Here is a 19,545-nt window from a genome sequence, read left to right on the forward strand (position 1 = left end):
CGGCGGTCCTTCGGCCAGGCAGTTCGTGCACCGACATGCCGCTGGGGCTCACCGGAGGAAGTGGACGTGGAGCAGTTCGCTGCGGGCAAGGTTCTGCGCGGCAGGTACCGGCTGGACCGGATCCTGGGCCGAGGGGCGATGGGGCACGTCTGGCAGGGGACGGACGTGTATCTGGCCCGCCCTGTCGCGGTCAAGACCGTCGCCGCGGACCTGCTCGCCCTGCCCGACTGGCGCCACACCGCCCTGGCGCGCTTCGAGAGGGAGGCCAAGGCCGCCGCACGGCTGGACCACGCCAACATCACCACCGTGTACGACGCGGCCGTCACCGAGGACGTCTGCTGCCTGGTGATGCAGCTCGTCGACGGGACGACCCTCGACAACGTCGTCGACGGCGCCGACGACGGCCGCCTGCCCGTGTCCGCCGCGGTCTCCGTGGCCGCGCAACTGTGCTCGGGGCTGTCCGCCGCGCACGCGGCCGGCCTGGTGCACCGCGACCTCAAGCCGCAGAACGTCATGGTCCGCACCAGCGGTCTGGTGAAGATCCTCGACTTCGGCCTCGTGAAGGTGCTCTCGGACGCCGACCCGCGGCTCACCATGACGGGGGAGACCCTCGGCAACATCGCCTACGCCTCGCCCGAACTCCTGTCCGGCGAACAGCCGTTGGACGGCCGCAGCGACCTGTACGCGGTGGGGTGCCTGCTGCACCACATGCTCACCGGCCGACCCCCCTACCACGGTGAGGGCCCCGCCGAGCTGGCGACTCGGCACCTCACCGCGCCCCCGCCCCGGCTGGCCGGATGCGGGGTCGACGCCCCGGCCGCGCTCCAGGACCTGCTGCACGCCCTGCTCGCCAAGCGCCCCGAGGACCGACCCGGCGGGGCGGCGGACGTGTACGCCGCCCTCGCCCCGTACCTGCCGGCCCCGGACCCGGCACGCGCGACCCGTAGGACGCCGCCGGAGGACCCCCGGCGGCCGTTCCTCGTGCCCCAAGGGCCGGTCATGCCCCGACCGGCGGCCGGACCTTGATCAGTTCCTTGAGGAACGGGCTCGGCTCCCCGTGCCAGAAGACGTCCAGGCTGTCCCGGGCGCGCGTGGTCGCCACGAAGAGCAGGGACCGGGCGCGCTGCATCTCCGTCCGGTAGCGCGCCGGGTCCGTGGTCCGCCGCTGCTGGACGCTCGCATGCGGCACCAGCCCGTCGCTCACCCCGGCGATGATCATGCGCTGGTACTCGAGCCCCTTGAACCGGAACATCGTGCCGATGTGGACGCCGCTGTCGCCGCGGGGCCCGTCCGGGCCTATCTCCAACGCTTGGATACCGTGCTGGAGCAACGTGTTCGCGGCTTCGCTCGCCATCAGGTTGGTCGGCACGGCGATGGCGATCTGCTCGTGCGGCACCTCACCCCAGGACTCGATCAGCGCGGCGATCGCCTCGCGCTCGTCCTCCCAGTCGTCCAGCCGGTGCAGGTCCGGGACGGCCCCGCTGAGCACGGACCGGTACCCGGCCAGCGTCTCGGTGCTGCCGTCGAGGTCGTCGTACGTCTCGTCGCCGAGCACGTTCAGCGCGGAGCGCAGGATCTGCCGGGTGGTGCGGTAGCTCAGCGACAGCTTCGACGACCGGCCGCGGATGTTGATGCCGAGGCTGCCGAGGGTCACCTGGTTCTTGTAGATGCGCTGGTGGGTGTCACCGACCAGGAAGAGGTCGTTGCGGTCCGGAGCGGTCATCGCGCGCAGCATCTTCCAGTGCGCGGGCCGCAGGTCCTGCGCCTCGTCGACCACGATGTGCCGGTACCGGTAGCGCAGCCAGCCTCCCGAACCGTCGGCCACGTGGATGTTGTCCAGGCCGCCCGCTTCCTCCCGCCGGCGGTCGACGGCCTGGATACGCCGGGCGCGCGCCGCCTCCAACTGCGCGGCCCGCTCCGCGACCTGGTCCCACGTCTGGGCTCCGAGCCGGTCCAGGCGCTGGGTGAACCGCTCGGCGAGCTGCCAGATCTCGGCGCGCTGGGCACGGGTGACGGTGCCGCCACGGCCGGCGCGGCGCACCCGGAAGTACTCCGCGCGGGAGGTGACGGCCTGGCCGAGGATCACCTGCGTCCACTCGTCGTTCAGGAACTCCGCGTCCCAGCCGTCCTCGCCGAGTTCGTCCAGGAGCGAGCGCCATTCCCGGACCGCCTGCGCCTCGTCGATGATCCGCTTGCGGTTGCCGGGCTCCGCCTCCCGGACGGTCCGCAGCGCGAGCTGGTCGACGTGGCTGATCTCGACGCGCGCCAGCAGCGCTTCGCCGCCCAGGGCGAGCAGCCGTGAACGCAGGTCCGCCGCGAGGTTCTTGTTGTACGTGGTCAGCAGGACCGGCTTGTTCCGGCCGGCCGGGAGCCGCTCGACCAGGTACCTGACCCGGTGCAGCGCCACGATCGTCTTGCCGGTGCCGGGCCCGCCGCCCACGCGGGCGGGACCGTTGTAGTCCCGCGAGACGAGCTTGGCCTGCGTGGGGTGCAGGAACACCTTCCAGCGCCCGAAGTCCTCACCCTCCAGCGCCTCGCGCAGCGCGTCGTCGGTGGTGGTGACGATGGTGGCGGGACGTTCGGCGGCGGCCCGGAAGTCCTCGGGGTCCACGGGTTCCGGCGCCGCGACGGGGGCGGTGACCTGCTCCAGGACGTCGTCGTACTCCTTGCCGTCGTACAGCGCCAGCAGCACCTCGCCGGTGAGCTGGGGCGCGTACTCGGCGAGTCCGAGGAGCTGGTCCTCGGTGGTCAGTGCGGCGACGACCGGGAGCAGGGACGGGGCCACCCCCAGATCGGTGAGCTGCTGCTGCGACCACTTCGCGAACAGCGGCTCGGGAGCGGCCGGCTCGGCGGGACGGGCGGGCTCTGCGGGCTCTGCGGGTCCGGCGGTCGGTGCGGCGGTCCGCGGGGCCGGGGGAGTGAGCACTTCCGCCTGCACGACCTGCAGGTCCACGTACTCGATGCCGCCGGTGACGCGGTTGACCGAGTACGTGAGCCGGTCCAGGTGCGCGTACACGTCCTTGCGGTGCTTGACCGAGACGATCAGCCAGTCGTCGTCCGCCAGGCGCAGCAGCAGCGCGCGGTACTCGTCGTTGACGCGCGCCGAGTACAGCTTGTCGTGTCCCTGCAACTGCTTGAGACGCAGGCCCGCGGAGTCGGGGTTGGTCTTGAACTTGTGCTGGAAGTCGTAGATCGCGCCCTTGACCGGGCGGGGGAGCTTGAGGATCTCCCGGTCCGCCTTGTCGAGCAGGCGCAGCGTCACGTTCTTGCCGGTCACGGCTGTTCGTTCTCCCCGTTCTCCGTGGTGGTGCCGTCGGGCTGGTCAGGAGGGTTCCGGTCGCCGGACGGGGACGCCGGTGGTGTCGGCGGTGCGCCGTCGAGGCGGTCCGCGATGTCGTCCGCGGTCCAGTCGGCGGCGGGCCGCACCTCCCAGCCGGCCGCGGCGAACGCACGGTCGCGGTCGACGGCCTCCGGGTCCTCGTCCTCGCCCTCCGGCGGGCGCGGGGCGAGGACGACACCGACGCGTGCGGCGGGCCAGGCCAACTCGGCCAGCCAGCCGTTCTCGTCGAGCTCGTGGCCGTCCTCGGGGACCGGGACACCGCGCGCGGCGAGGGCCGCGGCGAGCGCGAGCAGGCCGGGCTCGTCCGCGTCGAGGTACTCGACGACCCGGTCCCACGCCGCGTCCCGCACGGGCGCGGCGGCGCCCGCCCGGGACACCTCCGCGGCGGCCGGGGCCTGCGGCGACGGCGCGGCGGTCCCGGCCGGCACGGGCGTTCCGCCGACGGCGGCGGTCGCGGTCGCGGTGGCGGCGAGGGTGACGCGGACACTCTCCAGGACACCGCTGCCGCCCGTGACCGCCAGGGTCTCGACCGGGAACCCGTCGAGACGGCCGGTCGTGAGCTGGACGGCGTCACCGCCGCCGGTGTCCAGGAACTGCAGCAGGTTGGACCAGTACAGCCAGGCCCGCCAGCGGCGCTTGTGCGCCTCCTCCTGGGCGTGGACGCCCGGCGCGTCGTCGAGCAGGGCGATGCCGGTCCACGCGGGGGGCTTCGCCCGGCCGTCCGCGGCGAACACCAGCGGCAGCCCCGACCGGTCGGTGACCGTGAACAGATGCACCGGGCCGGGCGGCCCGGTGGGCGTCCCTCCGCGCAGCGCCGCCGTGATCTGCTCGCCGAGCACGTCCGGCGGCAGCGCGACGGGGCGGGCCCCGGCGCCCCTGAAGCCTGCCAGGGCGGCCTCCGCCCGCCCCTGCCAGAGCCTCGCGTCCGGTCGGCGCAGGTACTCCATGAGCTGGACGGCCGGATTGACCCACACCGTCTCCGCGAGCTCACCGGGCAGGGCGCCCCACACCTTGGCGTAGTAGTCGCGGGCCGTGCCGCGGGCCCGGTCGTCGTACGGCTCCCACACCGGGTCGGCCGGTCCCGCGCCCGCGTAACCGGTGTCCCGGACGTGGCGCTGCCATCCCCTCACGTCGCCGTAGGTGAGCTGGAAGACCCTGAGTCCTTCGGCCCGCAGCCGTGTGCGCTTGTCGGCGTCGTCGCCGACGCGGTTGTGCGCACGGCCGGCGTGGAACTCGTAGCCGTCCAGGTAGAGCGCCACGCGCGGGCCGGGCGCGTCGACCCGTTCGAAGAGGACGTCGGGGCGGGTGCCGTCGAGGACGCGCTGCTGCGACACCCGCCAGCTCAGCGTGGTGCCGTCGGCCGCGGTCAGCCGCAGGTCCAGTGCGTGGGTGCCGGCCGGAGTGATGTAGGCGTCACCGCTCGCCCGGCTCTCCGGGAGTTCGGCCCACTCGCGCAGCGTGTCGATGAACAGGACTTCGAGATCGCTCTCGGCCTGTTGGTGCATCGGGATGTGCTGGGTGGTGGCGACGGACGAGGTGCGCCAGCGCTCGCCGTCCGCACCGAGCAGTTCGTCGAGCATCTGCCGGACCTCGTTGCGGCTGACCTTGTCGTAGTCGGCCGGCGGTACGCGGCGCAGCAGGCAGCGGTGGCAGCCGTCGAGCCCCTTCCTCAGACAGTCGCAGCTCTCGATCACCTCACGGGCCTTCAGCAGGACCTCGCGGAAGCCCTCGGAGGTCGCCAGGCGGTGCAGGTAACCGGTGCCGCCGGGCAGCCGGTCGTACACCACGAGGAACCGGCGCGGCCAGTCGCGGTCCTCGCCGTCCGGCATGGACGCGGCGGTGATGTCGATGTGGTCGGGGTCGCCGCCGTAGCGGGCCGCTATGCCCGCGAACAGCGCGGCGGTGAACGAGGCGAGCCGCTCCCCGGCCCGCGCCACGGACGCCGGCAGCAGGATGCGGACGGCCTCCGTCGTCAGCTCGTGCGCCAGCAGCAGCGGCACGTCCAGCCCGGCGCCCTGCTCCTCCCCGCTGCCGCGCAGCCGTCGGCGCGGGCACCACAACTGGTGGTGGGCGCTCGCACGGGTGGAACGGGCGAGCGACGCGGTGAGCGCGTGCTGCGACTGGTCGACGACGGGCCGGCCGTCGGCCGTCGCGCCGCCGCAACTCGCGCACACGTAGAACGGGTTCAGGCGCACGTCGTCCCCGGCCAGCGGAACCGTGCTGCTGCCGTCCTGCCGGTCGACCCCCAGGTTCAGGGTGCGGACGACGGCCCTGCGCGTGAAGTCGGCGCCGAAGACCGCGGTGTCGTGCCGCCACGATCCGGCCGCCAGGTGCACCGGGTCGATGTCGACGGTGGTGAGGACCGCGTACCGCCTCCGGTCCCGCTCGTCGCGGTCGTCCCGGACCCGGGCGTCGTCCCGCTTGTCCCGGGACAGCACCCGCCGGGGCTCCAGTACGCGGTGCACGCAGCCCGCGTCGGCGATCTCCCGGGAACCGCACCGCGGGCACGGCGAGGTGTCGTTCTCCGGATCGCCGTGCGTGCGCGCGTACCCGCAGGCCGGACAGAGGCGCCACACCGCCCAGGCGCGCCGCTCGGGGCTGCCGATGTCGAGGGCGCGCACGACGTGCCGGTAGCCGTTGACGTAGAAGCTGTTGCCGGGCGCGAGTTCGGTCAGGGCCGGCTTGCGGGAGCGCTCGTAGTCGCGCATCTCGCTGCGGTACACCTGGTTCCGGCGGTCGTCGTCGCCCTCCGGGGCCTCGGCGTCCCCGCCGTTCCCGCCGTCCTCGTCGTCCCCGGACGCCTCCTTCCAGTAGAGCGTGGCCTCCAGTGACGTCGTCGTGTCGGTGAGGCTGTAGTTGGGCAGCAGCCCCAGCTCGACGAGGGCGCCGTGGGCGCTGGTCTGGCTCAGCTGGCGCAGCAGCTCGCCCGTGGCGCGCCGTTCCGCGAGCAACTCGCGCCGCTCCGCGCCCTGTTCGCGGTCCTCGGCGAGCAGCCCGTCGACGGCGGTGTCGATGGCGGCGATACGGCGGCGCAGCTCCTCGCGGCGCGCCGTCCACTCCTCCTCGGCCTCCTGCAAGGTGCGCGCGATGCCGCCGGTGGCGTAGGCGCGCAGCTCGCCCGCGGCGTGCGCGGACACCCCCCGGTCGTCGTCCGGGCCGCCGGGCGCCTGCGGGAACAGCGCCAGGAACTCCTCCACCAGCCGCGCCCCGTGGGTGAGCGCCGCCTCCGACAGGTCCTGGCACCAGCTCTCCGTGCCGAACAGCGTCGACGACAGGCGCGGCAGCGGCATGAGCGGCTCACCGTCGGCCGTGGTCAGCTCGCCGCGCGCCGCCCGGTCCAGCAGGTGCGCCGTGTACTGGCGGCGCAGGATCTCCACGGCCGACAGGTAGCAGCCCGGCGGCACGATGTCACCGGCGATCATCTCCGTCGGGTCGTCCAGGTAGTACCGGTCGCGGGCCCGGCGCCCGCCGAAGGCGACCACCAGCGCGTTGCCGGTCCTGCGTCCGGCCCGCCCGGCCCGCTGCACGTAGTTCGCCGGGCCGCCCGGCAGCGAACCGAGCAGCACCGCCGACAGGTCGCCGATGTCGATGCCCAGTTCCAGGGTGGGCGTGCAGGACAGCACGTTGGGGTCGGTGTAGTGGCTGCCCTGCCGGAACGTGCGCTCCACGCGCTCCCGTTCGGGCCGGGTCAGCATGCCGGTGTGCTCGGCCGTGACGACCCGGTAGGTGCCGCCGGTCAGATACAGGCGGCGGTAGTAGTCGGCCCGGTAGTCACGCTCCAGCTTCCCGCCGAAGCCGCCGCTGCCCGCCCCGGTCGACGACACGCCGTGCTGCGGCGGGGTGAGCAGGCCGGTGCAGCGCCAGCGCGGGCAGGGGTGCCCGTACCAGCGGGTGCGCCGCTCGGGCGGCACCACCTGCTGCCAGCCGCACTCCTCGCAGGACACGAACGCCTTGTTGACCAGGTCGTCCGTCAGGAGCCGCACGTGGATGTGGCCCGGCTGCAGACCGTAGACGCGGGTCGTGCGGTCCTTGGCGGTGCGCACCGACAGCACGCCCTCGTCCGCGAGGACGGGCAGCAGCCTGCGCAGGTACTCGGTCGCCTGCACCGCGTCCAGACCGAGACAGCGCCGCGTCCAGTCCTGGTACCAGGTGCCCCGACCGGTGATCGTGTCGAACTTCGACTTCTCCTTGGGGCCGTCGAGCAGGAACCTCGGGGGCGCCACGTACCCCTCGGGGAAGGCGGGCATCCCCTCCGGCCGCCGGCCGGAGATCAGGTACTGGTTGACACCCGCTTCCTTGATCCAGGTCTCCAGCCACCGGTGCCGCACGCCACCGCGCAGCCGCACCCGCTCCAGCAACCCCCGCACGTACGCCAGGTACCGCTCGGGCGTGGGCAGGCCGCCGCCCAGCCCCAACTGCCCCGGCAGCGTGAGGTGCAGGTCGCGGGCGAGCGCGACGATCCGGTCCGGATCGGCGACCACCACCTCCGCGGCCGTGGTCCGGGTCAGCTCCAGGGTGCGCCCGAGCCGGGAGCGCAGCCCGAACTCCATGACGGTCGCGAACGCGAGCCGCTCCCCGATGAGCTTCCAGGTCCGCGCGTCCCCGGTGCCGCGCCCCGACAGGAGCCGGTCCACGCCCGGTTCGTCGTGCAGGTCCGGCGGGACGACGGCGGCCAGCGCCTGCGGATCGTCCACGGAGTCCAGGACGTCGCCGATCAGGTCGTTGAGCGGGAGCGGCGCACCCGTGTCGTCGAGCTGGTGCGCGAGGAGCGAGCGCAGCGAGAACTTGTACGAGGCGTTGGCGACGTACCCGGCCCGGTGCGCCGCGTCCTGCGTGGAGTCGTTGAACAGCAGCGTCTTGCGCTCTTCCGGCGCCAGCGCGATCTCCTGGCCGCCGGTGAACAGCTGGGTGACCGTCGCGGAGGCCAGCGCGGCGAGCGCGGTGCCGAGGAACCTGATGCCGTTGTCCGTGTTGCAGGCCGGGCAGGTGTCGTCCCGGGCGGCCTGGTCGGCGGTCTTCTTGTCCAGGAGGGCCCGCGCGAACCAGGCGTCCTGCAGCCCCTCCCCGTCCCCGGCGACCGGCATGCGGTAGGTGCTCTGCGCCCCGTCCAGCACCACGACGGACTGCGGATCGACGCCGCCCGCCTGCTGGGGCGCGGTGCCGGTGAGCGCTGCGAGGGCGTCCCGCGCCTCGGCCGGGGTCGCCGCGATGAAGTACCGCAGCCGCCGCTTGTCCCGTCCGACGGCGGCCTGCCAGATCTTCGGCGGACCGGTCTCCAGCTTCTGCGGATCGGCCTCCGGGGACAGCGCCGCCCAGCCCGAACGGCCGCAGACGCGGCAGTAGATCGCGGGCAGATGGGCCTGGGCCGGTCGCTGCACGGTGTCCGAACCCGGCAGGGCCTGGGGCCGCCGCGAGTCCGCCGTCGGCCAGTCGTCGCTCTCGGACGGGTCCTCGGACGCGGACGCCGCGGTGAGCGCGGAGCGCCGCGCGACGGTCCGCTCGTCCTCGTACCAGCGGAACTCCGGCCGGCCGCTCACCCCGCTCAGCACCCGCCCCACCGGACGGACCCACAGGTGCGCCTCGATGTGCAGCAGCGGACGCGGCCGGCGCGCGTCGGACTCCGGGTCCCGCGCGGACGACAGCAGCGCCACGAACCGCGACAGCGCCTCCAGCGCGAGCCGCGGGTTCTCCCGCGCGGTGCGCGCCCACGCGTACCCGAAGCGGGCCATGCGGTCCCGCAGCCCCCACTCGTCGAGCGGCTCGCCGTTCAGCAGCGCGAGCACCCCGTGGGTGAAGTCGTGCTTCTTCAGCAGCCGCCCGATCTGGAAGGCGTCCAGGCCGCGCCGCCCCAGCAGCCGCTCGGCGAGCCCGTCCAGGTCGAGCCGGTCCGGGTCGGACTCCACGCCCGGCCCGCCCGAGACCTCGATGACCTCCTTGGGGCCGGGAGGCTCGGGCAGCTCGTAGTCGATGTCGCCGACGAAGTCGTCGGCGCTCAGCCGCTCCTCACCGATCACCGCGTCCGCACCGAACGGCACGCCGAACACCTGCTCGGCGACGGTGAGGATGCCGCCGGTGTCGCCCCCGCCCTCACCGAGGGTCGCCGACGTCGCCACCGGGCAGATCGACCCGAGCGGCCGCTCCGGCTTCGAGGCGCCCACGGCGGACGCCAACCGCCGCAACAGCATCGCCACGTCGGTGCCCTGCGCGCCGTCGTAGGTGTGGAACTCGTCCAGCACCACGTACGCCGGGTCGGCCCCCTCCCACAGCGGCCGGTCCTCGGCCCGCTGCAGCAGCAGGTCCAGCATCTTGTAGTTGGTGATCAGCACGTCCGGCGGCGACTGGCGCATCTCCTCGCGCCGCGTCATCACCCGCCGGAAGTCCGTGTCCGGCTTGTCGCCGATGTAGAGACCGGCCGTCACCTGCGCCAGTTCCGGCTGCGCCAGGTAGTCGCCGATCCGGCCGGCCTGGTCGGTGGCGAGCGCGTTCATCGGGTACAGCAGCACGGCCTTCACCCCGCGCCGGCCCAGCGCCTTCTGCCGCCGGCAGTGGTCGAGCACCGGGATCAGGAACGACTCGGTCTTGCCGGACCCGGTCCCGGTCGTCACGAGCGTCGGCTCGGCCGCCCCCCGGTACGTGCTCAGCCGCTCCCACGCCTTCGCCTGGTGCCGCCACGGCGTGAACGACGGCTGCCACTCCAGCGCCGACCGCCATCCGTCGTCGGCGGGGTGGAACGGTGTCCTGATCCGCAGGTACGGCCCCCGGAAGATGCCCGTCTCCGGATCCCCGAGGAACCGGTCCAACGCGAGCCGCGTGTCCTCGTCGGCCAGCGCGTACGTCGTCGTGAGGTACTGCGTCAGACTGCCGCGGAGCTGCGCGGCGGCCAGGGTGGGCTTCACGAGGACCTTTCGGGCAGGACGGTCACCACGACCGCCGGGTGCGCGACGCCGTGACAGCCAGGCGCCGGCACTGTGACGATCAGCACCCAACATATCGGCCCGGGTCTCCTGTCTCAGACCCGTGCTGCACAGTAGTTGTCGGTGCTCGTCCGGCTCCGGTACCTCGTGCCCGGCCTGTTCGGCAGGTCGAAGGAGTAGCCGGTGGAGGGGGAGCGCACGTTCGTACGCCGAAAGTGGTCCACTGAGGAGGTGGTGGCGTACTGGCCGCCGGTGTGCGGCGGGTCGTCGTCCCGGCGCCAGGCGATGCAGATCGAGAACGGTGCCCGGCCGAACGTGAGTACGTCGACGTGCATTGTGTCGGATGAGCTGTGGGAACGGATCGCCGCTGTTGCCGCAGCGGGAACGCCGCTTCCGATGCCCCGGTCTCCGGCCCCCTGCCCCACGGATCCTGAAAAGCTTAAGCTTCGCAAGTCGGAAGGACGCGGAGGGGGATCCGCATGTTGTTGCGAAAGGGTGCCAACGCACCGGTGTCGCCTACCAGGGTCCGGGTGGAAGTGGGTTGGCGAGGAGAGCCCGGGACGCCTGAAGTGGACGCGTCAGCGTTGTTGCTGACGGCGGTCGGCAAGGTGCGGTCGGATGACGACTTCGTGTTCTACAACCAGCCTGTACACCGCAGTGGTGCGGTGAGTCACGAGGGCAAGCGCCAGGACGGCACGGGCACGCTCGAGACGATCGGGGTGGACCTGTCCGCGGTGGATCAGGAGATCGGGACCGTTGTGGTCGTGGCGTCCACCGACGGCGCGTTCGGTCAGGTACCCGGCCTGTTCGTGCGCGTGCTGGACGCGGAGAGCGGCGCCGAGACGGTGCGGTTCGATGCTACGGGTGCCACCTCGGAGACGGCGTTCGTGCTCGGGGAGCTATACCGGCGGAACGGCGCATGGAAGTTCCGGGCGGTGGGCCAGGGATACGCCTCCGGCCTGGCAGGGCTTGCCAACGACTTCGGGATCACCGTCGACGAGCCCTCCTCACCCCCGCCTGCGCGGCAGACCGCGCCTCCGCCTCCGCCTCCTCCCCCTGCTCCTCAGCCGGCGCAGCGGTCGACCATCACGTTGACGAAGGCAGCGCCTGAGGTGTCGCTGACCAAGCAGGGCGCCACCTCAGGCGCCATGCGGGTCAATCTCTCGTGGAGCGCTCGCAAGCCGTCGCACGGCTGGAGGAAGGAGGGAAAGGGCGCCGTCCGGCTGGAGGACATCGACCTGGACCTCTGCTGTCTGTGGGAGCTTCAGAACGGGGTGACGGGGATCGTCCACCCCATCAACAACCAGTTCGGCTCCTTCGTCCAGCCGCCCTACATTCGGCTGGACCAGGACGACCGGACTGGCTCGAGTGAGGTCGGTGAGAACCTCGTGATCAATCTTGATCACGCAGCCGAGGTCAAGCGCATCCTGGTGTTCGTGACCGTCTACGCGGGGGCGTCGAGCTTCGCGGGCCTGAACGGGGTCGCCACGCTGTATCCCCCGACCGGTCCGCCGATCGAGATGCTCCTGGACGAGTGCACCGTTCCTTCGTCGGTCGCTGCGATCGCACTCGTCGAGAACGTGGGCGGGGAACTGATCGTGCGGCGGGAGGCGAAGTACATCGTGGTGCCGCCTGGCATCTTCAAGCAGCAGGCCGTGGACATCGAGTACGGCTGGGGGATGACCTGGCACGCGGCCAGCAAGGACTGATCCACCGCGCCCGCTCGACGTGGTGGCGGCGCAACCGCCGCTCCGCGGTGGACCGTCCCGGCAACCTGGCCGGACGGGACAAGGAGTGCCAGGAGGCGCCCCTGTTCCCGCTGCACCTGGTTCAGCCCGCCCTGGTTTACGTCGACCCGCAGCTGACGCAGTAATCCTCACCGATCTGAAGTCGTGGCCGGCACCTGCGGTACGGCGGGCGCGGATGACGGCCATGCCCATGGCCGAAGCCTCTGCCTGCCGACTGTCGGCTTCCCGGACTGCCACCGGGCACTGGCCTCGGGAAAGGGCCCGGACGACCCGTATGTACCTGGTCGTCACTCGGCTTTCCTGAACACCGCCGACATCGCGTCTCCTGTGTCATGGGCCAGCCGTCCCGGCGTCTCCGGCGAGATCAGGCCGACCCGGGTGGCCAGCTCGCGGCCGTGAACGTCGACGGCGGCCTCGATGAGGCCCGCGAGTGTGTCCAGGGCGGTGCGGGCGCGCGACCGGGCGACGGCCGCGCAGCCGACGGCGGCCAGTGCGGCCGGCCACCACCAGCAGGCGAGCAGGGCGTAGCCGACGGCCCAGGCGGCGAGGCGGGCGGCGGCACTGAAGGAGTCGTGGGCCGACTGGATCTGGCGTACGGCAGGTTCGGGGAGGATCAGCCACAGCCGCGGCCAGAGGGCGGCGAGGTCCACTCCGTAGGCGTCCTCGACGCGGTCGGCCGTTGCCTGCATGCGGTCGCTGTACCAGGTGGGGCGGACCGGTTCGCGCAGCGCGATACGGTCGCGGGCTTCGGTGAGGGCTTGGATCCGCGCCAAAGTGCCACTGGGGATCATCACCGCACCGTTGGGCCCGGCACCTGTCCGGTGGGCATGGCCGATGGCTTCGCCAAGCTTCGCGTCCCTGTCCCGCCACCGGCGGGCCCGTCGTGCGGTCCTGGCGCGCGAGAGCGGGTCCCGGCCGAAGCGCAGCCGGCACCGCTCGATCGCGCCGCCGAGGAACTGAGCGGCGAGTGAGGCCGCGGTCGCGGTGAGCAGGACGAGGGCGACCAGGAGCGCGGCGGTGCCGGTGCGGTCCAGCGCGGGACGGGCGGCGAGGTCGTCCAGGGTGGTGCGCAGCCGGTCGACGTCGTGCCAGTGGCGGTGCCCCAGCGTGGTGCCGACGGCCGTGGTGGCGAGGAACAGGGCGCCGGGCAGGACCAGCAGGTTCAGCCAGCGTTCGGTTAGTTTGCCGCCCAGGGTGGCGAGGAAGGGGTTCACGGGGCGGGGTTACTGCGCGGAGCCCAGGCGGCTCTTGCGCATGCGGGTGCCGTTGACGGCGCAGTACGGGGCGGGGAGCAGGTCGCGGGCCCGTTCGATGCGGGTGCAGCCGGTCGATCCGGGGCATACGGCGACCTTGATGTGGGGTGTGAGGCCGGGGGCCGTCGCGCCTCGGGATTCGCTGTCCAGCCCGCGTGCGTCCCCGCTCCGGCGCAACGCCGTGTCCAGGGCGCGGTAGCAGGTAGCGAGTTCGTCGGCGCCCGCACCCGACCGCAACAGGTCACGGGCACGCTCGGCCGCCTCCCGGACCCCGGGCTGCCGCATGTCCTCCGGCGAGCCGAGCAGGGCGCACAACGCTGCTGCCGCCCCGTGGTCGTGCCGGGGGGAGTCGGGAGATACGGTCATGGCCCAAGTGTGCCGCACGGCAAGCAGAATCGGGTGGGGGTTGACACACTGTCGGAGTCGACGGCCGGGGGGGCGACGGGTGAAGTACGACCGAGACTGGTTTCTGCAGGCGCTTCGCGCGCGCCTCGACCGGGCCGGGACAGCGGACGGGGGCGTGGCCGCGGACGTGGTGTTCGGCCCCGACGCGGATGCCGAACTCCGGGGACTGCTGCGCACCGCCGACACGAGGACCGACATGGAGGCCCGTCACGCGGCCGGCTGGCTCTGCGTTGCCCGGGCGAGGGCCGATCCGGGAGATCGCGGCGCTGTCCACGGGTGCATGGCCGGGACGCTGCTTTTCCCGGTGTGGGTCGCCGATCCGGGGCTGGTGCCGCCGGAGTTGGCGGCGGGCTACGCGGCCACCGATCCCGCCGTACGCCCCGACCCGGCGGACGCGGATGGTCCCGCCGAGTGGTCCGCCCAGTGTGTCGCGTCCGTGATCGCGGCGGAGGGGCGGCACCACACCCCGCCGTCAGATGCCTCCGAAGACGTTCGCAGGCTCCACGATATGGCCGCGCTGCTAGCTGAGACGACCCCCTCCCGGGAGTTCCGGCTTGCCACCGCGGTCGGATGCGGCAGCCTCGCCGTACTCGCGACGTGGGAGTACGACCCCTGGTTCGTGAGCCGGCTCCAAGAAGTGTCCCGCGCCGTGATCCTCACCGGGACGGCCTGGCCGTTCGGAGACCTGACGGATGCTGATCCGGTCCGGTTCCTCCACAGGGCCGTCAAGCACGCCCCGGCCGACTCCCCCGCACGGCTCCTCGCCTTGGACGGTCTGGGCCGTCGGCTCCGGGAGCGCTATCTGGAGTCGTTCGATGCCGAGGACCTGTACGAGGCGGTCGGCATCGCTCGTGACGTGGTGGCCCAATTACCGCCCGGGCGCCCGCACCTGGTCCACGGCTTCGGCGCCTTGTCGCGGGCTCTGCTGCTGTTGCGGCAGAGGGAGGGGGCGACGGCGGAGGAGTGCGACGAAGTGGTGGACCTGAGCCGCCGAGGCTTCGCCGGCCATCTGGAGGGGCCTGCGGTGGCAGGCCACGACCTGGGTATGGCGCTTGTCCTGCGGGCGCAGTACACCGGCCGGGTGGATGACTTGCACGAGGCGGTCCACGTGTTGGGCGCGGCGCTCCGGGCGGCGGGAAATCCGGGCGAGAGGGCAGCCCTGCGCATGGCCCTGGGCAATGCCCTGCGCGCTCGCTCCACCGCCACCGGGGATCCGGCCGACCTGAAAGCGGCGCTCGACCTCACCGGCCACGCCACCGCGGCGACGGCTGTGAGGGTCGGCCCGCAACTGCCTTCCCTCGCTCCCGCGATGGCCTTGTACACCCGGTACGGACGTGATCCGGAAGCGAACGGTGCGGACCTGGACGAGGCGCTGCGCCGGTTGCGGCACGCCGAGACGCTCATGCCGCCGGGCCACCCGGACCGTTCTGTGGCGCTCGACGACCTCGGCCTGGTACTGACCGCCTGCTATCAACGTTCGGGAAATGCAGCGGAGTTGAACGAGGCCGTGCAGGCTCACCGGGATTCGGTGGCGCTCACGCCGGACGGGCACGGGATGCTCGGGGTGCGGCTGCTCAACCTCGGCACGGCGTTGGGTCTGCGTTATCAACTGACGGAGGACGGCGAGGATCTGCGGGGCGCCCAGGAGTGCCGGCGCCGGGCCGCCGCGCTGCCCGGCCTCGGCCGCGCCCACCAGGCCGTGCTGCTGGGCTCGACGGGGATCAGCCTGATGACGGGCTGGGAGCGCGTTCCCGATCCGGTCGCCCGACTCGACGAAGCAGTACGGTTCCTGAGGGAGGCGCTGGCCCTCACGCCGGGAAGTGATCCACTGCTTCCCCGTCGGCGCCACAACCTCGCCGTTGCCCTGCTGGTGCGCATGTCGCAGACGCGGCGGATCGGCGACGCACGCGAGGTGCGCGAGCTGGCCGACGAGGTGATCGCGTCGCTGCCCGAGAACTCGCCCGGCCTGCCGGGCGCCCTGGTGGTGGCCGCGGGCGCCCGGCTGATGAGCCTACGCTCCCTGGTGTCGCCAGCCACCCGGGGCGAGGCGGTCGCCTTGTACCGCCGGGCGGTCGAGGCCACTCCGCCTGGCCACCCCATGCGCGTGCATCGTCTGAGCGGACTCGGCAAGCTCCTGCGTGGCCTGGGCTCGCACCGGCGTCACCGTCGAGCCGATCTGATCGCGGCGGCCGAGACGTTCCAGGAAGCGGCCCTGGAGGAACAGGGCGCACCCTTCGCGCGGCTGGACGCCGCCCGTGCCTGGGGCGACATCTGGGCGGAACTCGGTCTATGGGATCGCGCGTTGGAAGGCTACGTGGTGGCGGTCGATCTGCTGCACTCCGTGGCGCCCCGCCATCTCGTGCGTGACGACCAGGAGTTCGTGCTGAGCCGTACCAGTGGCCTGGGCGCCGCCGCCGCTGCCTGCGCGGTCCGCTGTGGCCAGCCCGGGCTTGCGGTCCGTCTGCTCGAACAGGCCAGGGGAGTGATTCTTTCCCACGCTTTCGACGCCGACAGTGATCTCACCCGGCTCCGGGAGACCGCCCCCGGCCTCGCCGCTCGCTTCGAGGAGCTCCGGGACGCCCTCGACACGGCGACCGACAGCAGGGAGTTCCTGGAGGAAGGACCACCCGTACCCGACGCCCGCGCCGATCTCCGGCAGCGACTGGCCGCCGAGTGGAGGGAGCTCACCGACCGGATCCGTGCCGAGCATCCCGACCTGGGCCTGCTGCGCCCGGTGCGGGACTGGGACGAACGTGAGCTGCGCGCGACGGCCGTGGCGGGCCCGGTGGTCCTGGTCAACGTCTCCCCGTACGGCAGCGACGCCCTGGTCGTCACCGAACACTCCCTCGACGCCGTGCAGCTCCCTGAACTCGATCTGCGGACGACGGCAGCGCGCCGGCAGACCTTCCAGGACGCCTTGGTCCGGATCGAGACGCCCGGCACCTCCCGCGAGCAGTCGAAGCGCGCCCAGCAGGACGTCCGGGAAACCCTCGTCTGGCTGTGGCGGGCGGTCACCGGCCGGGTCCTGGAACGCCTTCCCGAAGCAACCCGTGTGTGGTGGTCGCCCGGCGGCCTGCTGGGCACGTTGCCCCTGCACGCGGCGGCCCCCGTCGGCGGTGCCCCCGGCGCCCTGGACCGGGTGGTCTCCTCGTACACGCCGACGCTGCGGGCCCTGCACCACGCCCGCCGGCGTGCCGCCCGTCCGGCGGGCACCAGAACCCTCGTCGTCAGCGTCGAGCACGCCGCCGGAAAGGCCTTACTCCCGGGCGCACGTCGCGAAGCCGAGCACCTGGCTCGCACACTCCCCGGTGCCGCACTGCTGGCGGACACCTCCGCCACCCACGCCGCGGTCGTCTCCGCCCTGCACCACCACGCCCACGCGCATTTCGCCTGCCACGCCCTGGGCGACCTGGAACACCCGTCCGGCAGCCGGCTCGTCCTGCACGACCACACCGAGCACCCGCTGACCGTTCGTGACCTGGCCCGGCTCCGGCTGCCGTCGGTCCGGCTCGCCTACCTTTCCGCCTGCGACACCCTGCACACCAGCCCCGAGCTCGCCGACGAGGCCGTCCACATCGTCAGCGCCTTCCAGATGGCGGGCTTCCCCCATGTGGTCGGCTCGCTGTGGCACGTCGACGACATGATCGGAGCCGAGGTCGCGCTCAGCGTGTACGAAGCCCTGGACACGGGCGACGGCACGCTCGACGTCGCCCGCACGGCCGAGGCCCTGCACCGGGCCGTACGCACCCTGCGCGACACGTATCCGGGAACCCCGAGCCTGTGGGCCTGCCAGGTGCACGCGGGTCCTTAGGAGGGCCTGATCAGGCTGGTATCGCCGTGGGTATGTCGCGGTGACAGGTGAGGCAGGCGCCGGGCCAGACGGCACCGCATACCTGACCGCCCGTGACCGCTGATCAGGTCCAGCCCGTGAGGTCCCCGACGAAGTCTGCGTACGAGCCGTTGCTGCCGCGCGGAGAAGGGATCAGCCCGTGCTTCAGTGCCTCACGGGCAACCGTGGGGCCGTCGCTCTCCCGGAAGACCGGTGAGCCGAGCCCACGCTTCAGCTCCTCCTTGGCGTCCTTAAGGCGGCCGGTGTCCCTGTCGAGGAGTTGGGCGGGGACCTTCCAGCGCGGGCGGACATGGGGGAAGGCGTCCGGGAAGAGCAGCAGCCAGCCCTCGCTCTCCCACGCGGCGAGCGCGAGCGCTGTCCGGGACCCGGGGGACTGGCGCGCGAACTCGTCGGTCAGCGTCTTGCGGATCCGGTCGTAGCGGGTGTCGGTGTAGCCGTCCAGGTCCTCGTGGACGACGAAGCCGAGCAACTCGGCTCGCTCCAGGCGGGCTTTGGCCCGCGCCTTGCCGACCAGCGCTTCCACGGCATCGGCGAGCTTCGGGCCGGACTTCCTGCGTAGCCGCACCGGGTCGTTGATGCGGACCAGCTTGGCTGCCGTGCCGAGGTCGGGCCGGTGGGCGCGTATGAGTGCGGCCAGGATCTCGCAGTCGTTCCGGTCCTCACCGGCCAGCACGATGACGCCCCGTTCCTGTGCCCGGGGCGCACGTCCGCCGCCCTGCCGTCCCTTCGGGGTCACAGCTCACCTCCGGTGAGGTCGCCGCCCAGCACTCCGGAGAACCACATTTCCCCGAGCGGCTGTTCACCGGACGCCTCGACGATGTCCTTCACCTCATCGACGGTGAGGGCCGGGATGATCGACGCGCCGTCCTCGTCGCGGTCGCAGACGACGAACTCCTCCGGATACAGGCGGTTGACGAGCGCGGGGGAGTGGGTGGCCACGATGAACTGCGTCCGCTCGGCGGCCTCGCGCAGCCGCTGCACGACGAGTTCCAATGCCTGCGGATGCAGACCGTGGTCGATCTCCTCGATGCAGGTGAACGCCGGGGGGTTGGGGTCGTACAGCAGGGCGAGCAGCCCCAGGAGGCGGACCGTTCCGTAGGAGGCGTAGGCGAGCGGTGTCAGGCGGCGCAGGCCGCGCTCGCGCAGCACGACGGTCAGTTGGTCGCTCGCCCCGCCGACCTCCTCGAACTCGATGTTCTCCAACTGCGGCAGGACCGTACGGGCGTCGGTTACTAAATCGTCCCAGACCTCCTCACGGCCGCTGAGGTGGATCAGGAATCCGGCCAGGTTCTCGGCATGCGGCGAGAGGGCGGCGAAATCCGTACCGCGCAGGCGAGTCGGCTGCCGGGCGGCTTCCACGTCGACGTCGAAGACCCGGAACGACGACAGCCGGTCCGCGACCCGCGTCACCTCGTCCCCGCCGTCGGCGGGCCTGAGCCGGGGAAGCGTGGACAGGCCGCTGCTCAACCGCTGGATGCCGAAGCTCCTGCTGTCCTTGCCCTGGCCCGCCCGCATGTCGAGGATGTGTGCCTCCTCACCCGAGATCTTGATGCGTCGGCCGCGCCCTTGCTTGCGCTTGAACGCGAAGCGCTCCTCGCGGGAAAGGGCGTAATAGGGCGATCGTTCGCCGGTGCCCTTCGACCGCAGGGAGCGGCGCCGGATGGTGAGGCTGTACTCGTCCGGCGCGTTGAGGGTGGAGTTGGTCGTCCAGGTCGCCTTGAGGTGGATGCGCATGGTGGCCGGAGGCTTGGTCCCGCCCCAGAAGGCCACCTCGTCGAACCCGCCGAGCGTGTCGAGCGCCGGCTGGAGATCGGTGCGGATGATGTCGGCGAGGAAGTCGAACACATCCAGCACATTGGATTTGCCCGCCCCGTTCGGGCCCACCAACACCGTGAGCGGACCGAGCGGCACGGTCACGTCGCGCAGACTGCGGAAGTTCTCGACGTGCAGTTCGAGGAGGCGGCCAGGCATGGAACGAAACCTATCGGGTCGGTGATCGCGGTGCGGGGCAGTAGGCCGGATGCGTCGCCCACGC

10 protein-coding genes are annotated in these 19,545 nt (G+C 72.4%); 3 read left to right on the top strand and 7 right to left on the bottom strand.

Going from position 1 to position 19,545, the window contains the following annotated elements:
* Nucleotides 1–66 precede the first annotated feature (66 nt).
* Nucleotides 67–1,026, top strand: coding sequence for a serine/threonine-protein kinase (locus tag AB0I73_RS11540; RefSeq protein ID WP_363036153.1), 960 nt, complete (start codon nt 67–69; stop codon nt 1,024–1,026).
* Here the strand turns inward: AB0I73_RS11540 and AB0I73_RS11545 are convergent.
* From AB0I73_RS11545 to AB0I73_RS11555, 3 genes are all read right to left on the bottom strand, one after another.
* Nucleotides 998–3,277 (bottom strand): UvrD-helicase domain-containing protein, encoded by a 2,280-nt coding sequence (locus AB0I73_RS11545; protein WP_363036155.1) that lies wholly within the window; start codon nt 3,275–3,277, stop codon nt 998–1,000. The genes AB0I73_RS11540 and AB0I73_RS11545 overlap by 29 nt on opposite strands.
* A complete protein-coding gene (locus AB0I73_RS11550) occupies nt 3,274–10,236 on the bottom strand; it encodes a DEAD/DEAH box helicase (protein ID WP_363036157.1) in 6,963 nt (2,320 codons plus the stop codon). The genes AB0I73_RS11545 and AB0I73_RS11550 overlap by 4 nt, the downstream gene beginning before the upstream one ends.
* 113 nt (nt 10,237–10,349) lie before the next feature.
* On the bottom strand, nt 10,350–10,589 hold the full coding sequence (locus AB0I73_RS11555) for a hypothetical protein (protein WP_363036159.1): 240 nt from the start codon (nt 10,587–10,589) through the stop codon (nt 10,350–10,352).
* A gap of 144 nt (nt 10,590–10,733) precedes the next feature.
* Between AB0I73_RS11555 and AB0I73_RS11560 the strand changes: the two genes are divergently transcribed.
* Entirely contained in the window at nt 10,734–11,963 is a 1,230-nt protein-coding gene (locus AB0I73_RS11560) for a TerD family protein (protein ID WP_363036161.1), read from the top strand.
* A gap of 326 nt (nt 11,964–12,289) precedes the next feature.
* On the opposite strand, the gene AB0I73_RS11565 is transcribed toward AB0I73_RS11560, so the two are convergent.
* Both AB0I73_RS11565 and AB0I73_RS11570 read right to left on the bottom strand, forming a co-directional pair.
* Nucleotides 12,290–13,216, bottom strand: a complete 927-nt coding sequence (locus tag AB0I73_RS11565) for a hypothetical protein (RefSeq protein ID WP_363036163.1) — start codon at nt 13,214–13,216, stop codon at nt 12,290–12,292.
* Between the two features lie 9 nt (nt 13,217–13,225).
* Complete coding sequence (locus AB0I73_RS11570) at nt 13,226–13,621, bottom strand: hypothetical protein (protein WP_363036165.1); 396 nt, start codon at nt 13,619–13,621, stop codon at nt 13,226–13,228.
* Nucleotides 13,622–13,700: 79 nt separating this feature from the next.
* On the opposite strand from AB0I73_RS11570, the gene AB0I73_RS11575 reads away from it, so the two are divergent.
* Nucleotides 13,701–17,471, top strand: coding sequence for a CHAT domain-containing protein (locus AB0I73_RS11575; protein ID WP_363036167.1), 3,771 nt, complete (start codon nt 13,701–13,703; stop codon nt 17,469–17,471).
* 103 nt (nt 17,472–17,574) lie between these two features.
* On the opposite strand, the gene AB0I73_RS11580 is transcribed toward AB0I73_RS11575, so the two are convergent.
* A complete protein-coding gene (locus AB0I73_RS11580) occupies nt 17,575–18,246 on the bottom strand; it encodes a hypothetical protein (protein WP_363036169.1) in 672 nt (223 codons plus the stop codon).
* Entirely contained in the window at nt 18,243–19,481 is a 1,239-nt protein-coding gene (locus AB0I73_RS11585) for an AAA family ATPase (RefSeq protein ID WP_363036171.1), read from the bottom strand. Before AB0I73_RS11585 ends, AB0I73_RS11580 begins: the two co-directional genes overlap by 4 nt.
* Between the last annotated feature and the right edge of the window lie 64 nt (nt 19,482–19,545).

It is taken from the genome of Streptomyces sp. NPDC050388, from assembly GCF_040655635.1.
Taxonomy (GTDB): domain Bacteria; phylum Actinomycetota; class Actinomycetes; order Streptomycetales; family Streptomycetaceae; genus Streptomyces.

Coding starts and splice junctions, on each gene's coding strand:
- AB0I73_RS11555 (WP_363036159.1), bottom strand. CDS start 10,589: ATGCACGTCGACGTACTCACGTTCGGCCGGGCACCGTTCTCGATCTGC.
- AB0I73_RS11560 (WP_363036161.1), top strand. CDS start 10,734: ATGTTGTTGCGAAAGGGTGCCAACGCACCGGTGTCGCCTACCAGGGTC.
- AB0I73_RS11570 (WP_363036165.1), bottom strand. CDS start 13,621: ATGACCGTATCTCCCGACTCCCCCCGGCACGACCACGGGGCGGCAGCA.
- AB0I73_RS11585 (WP_363036171.1), bottom strand. CDS start 19,481: ATGCCTGGCCGCCTCCTCGAACTGCACGTCGAGAACTTCCGCAGTCTG.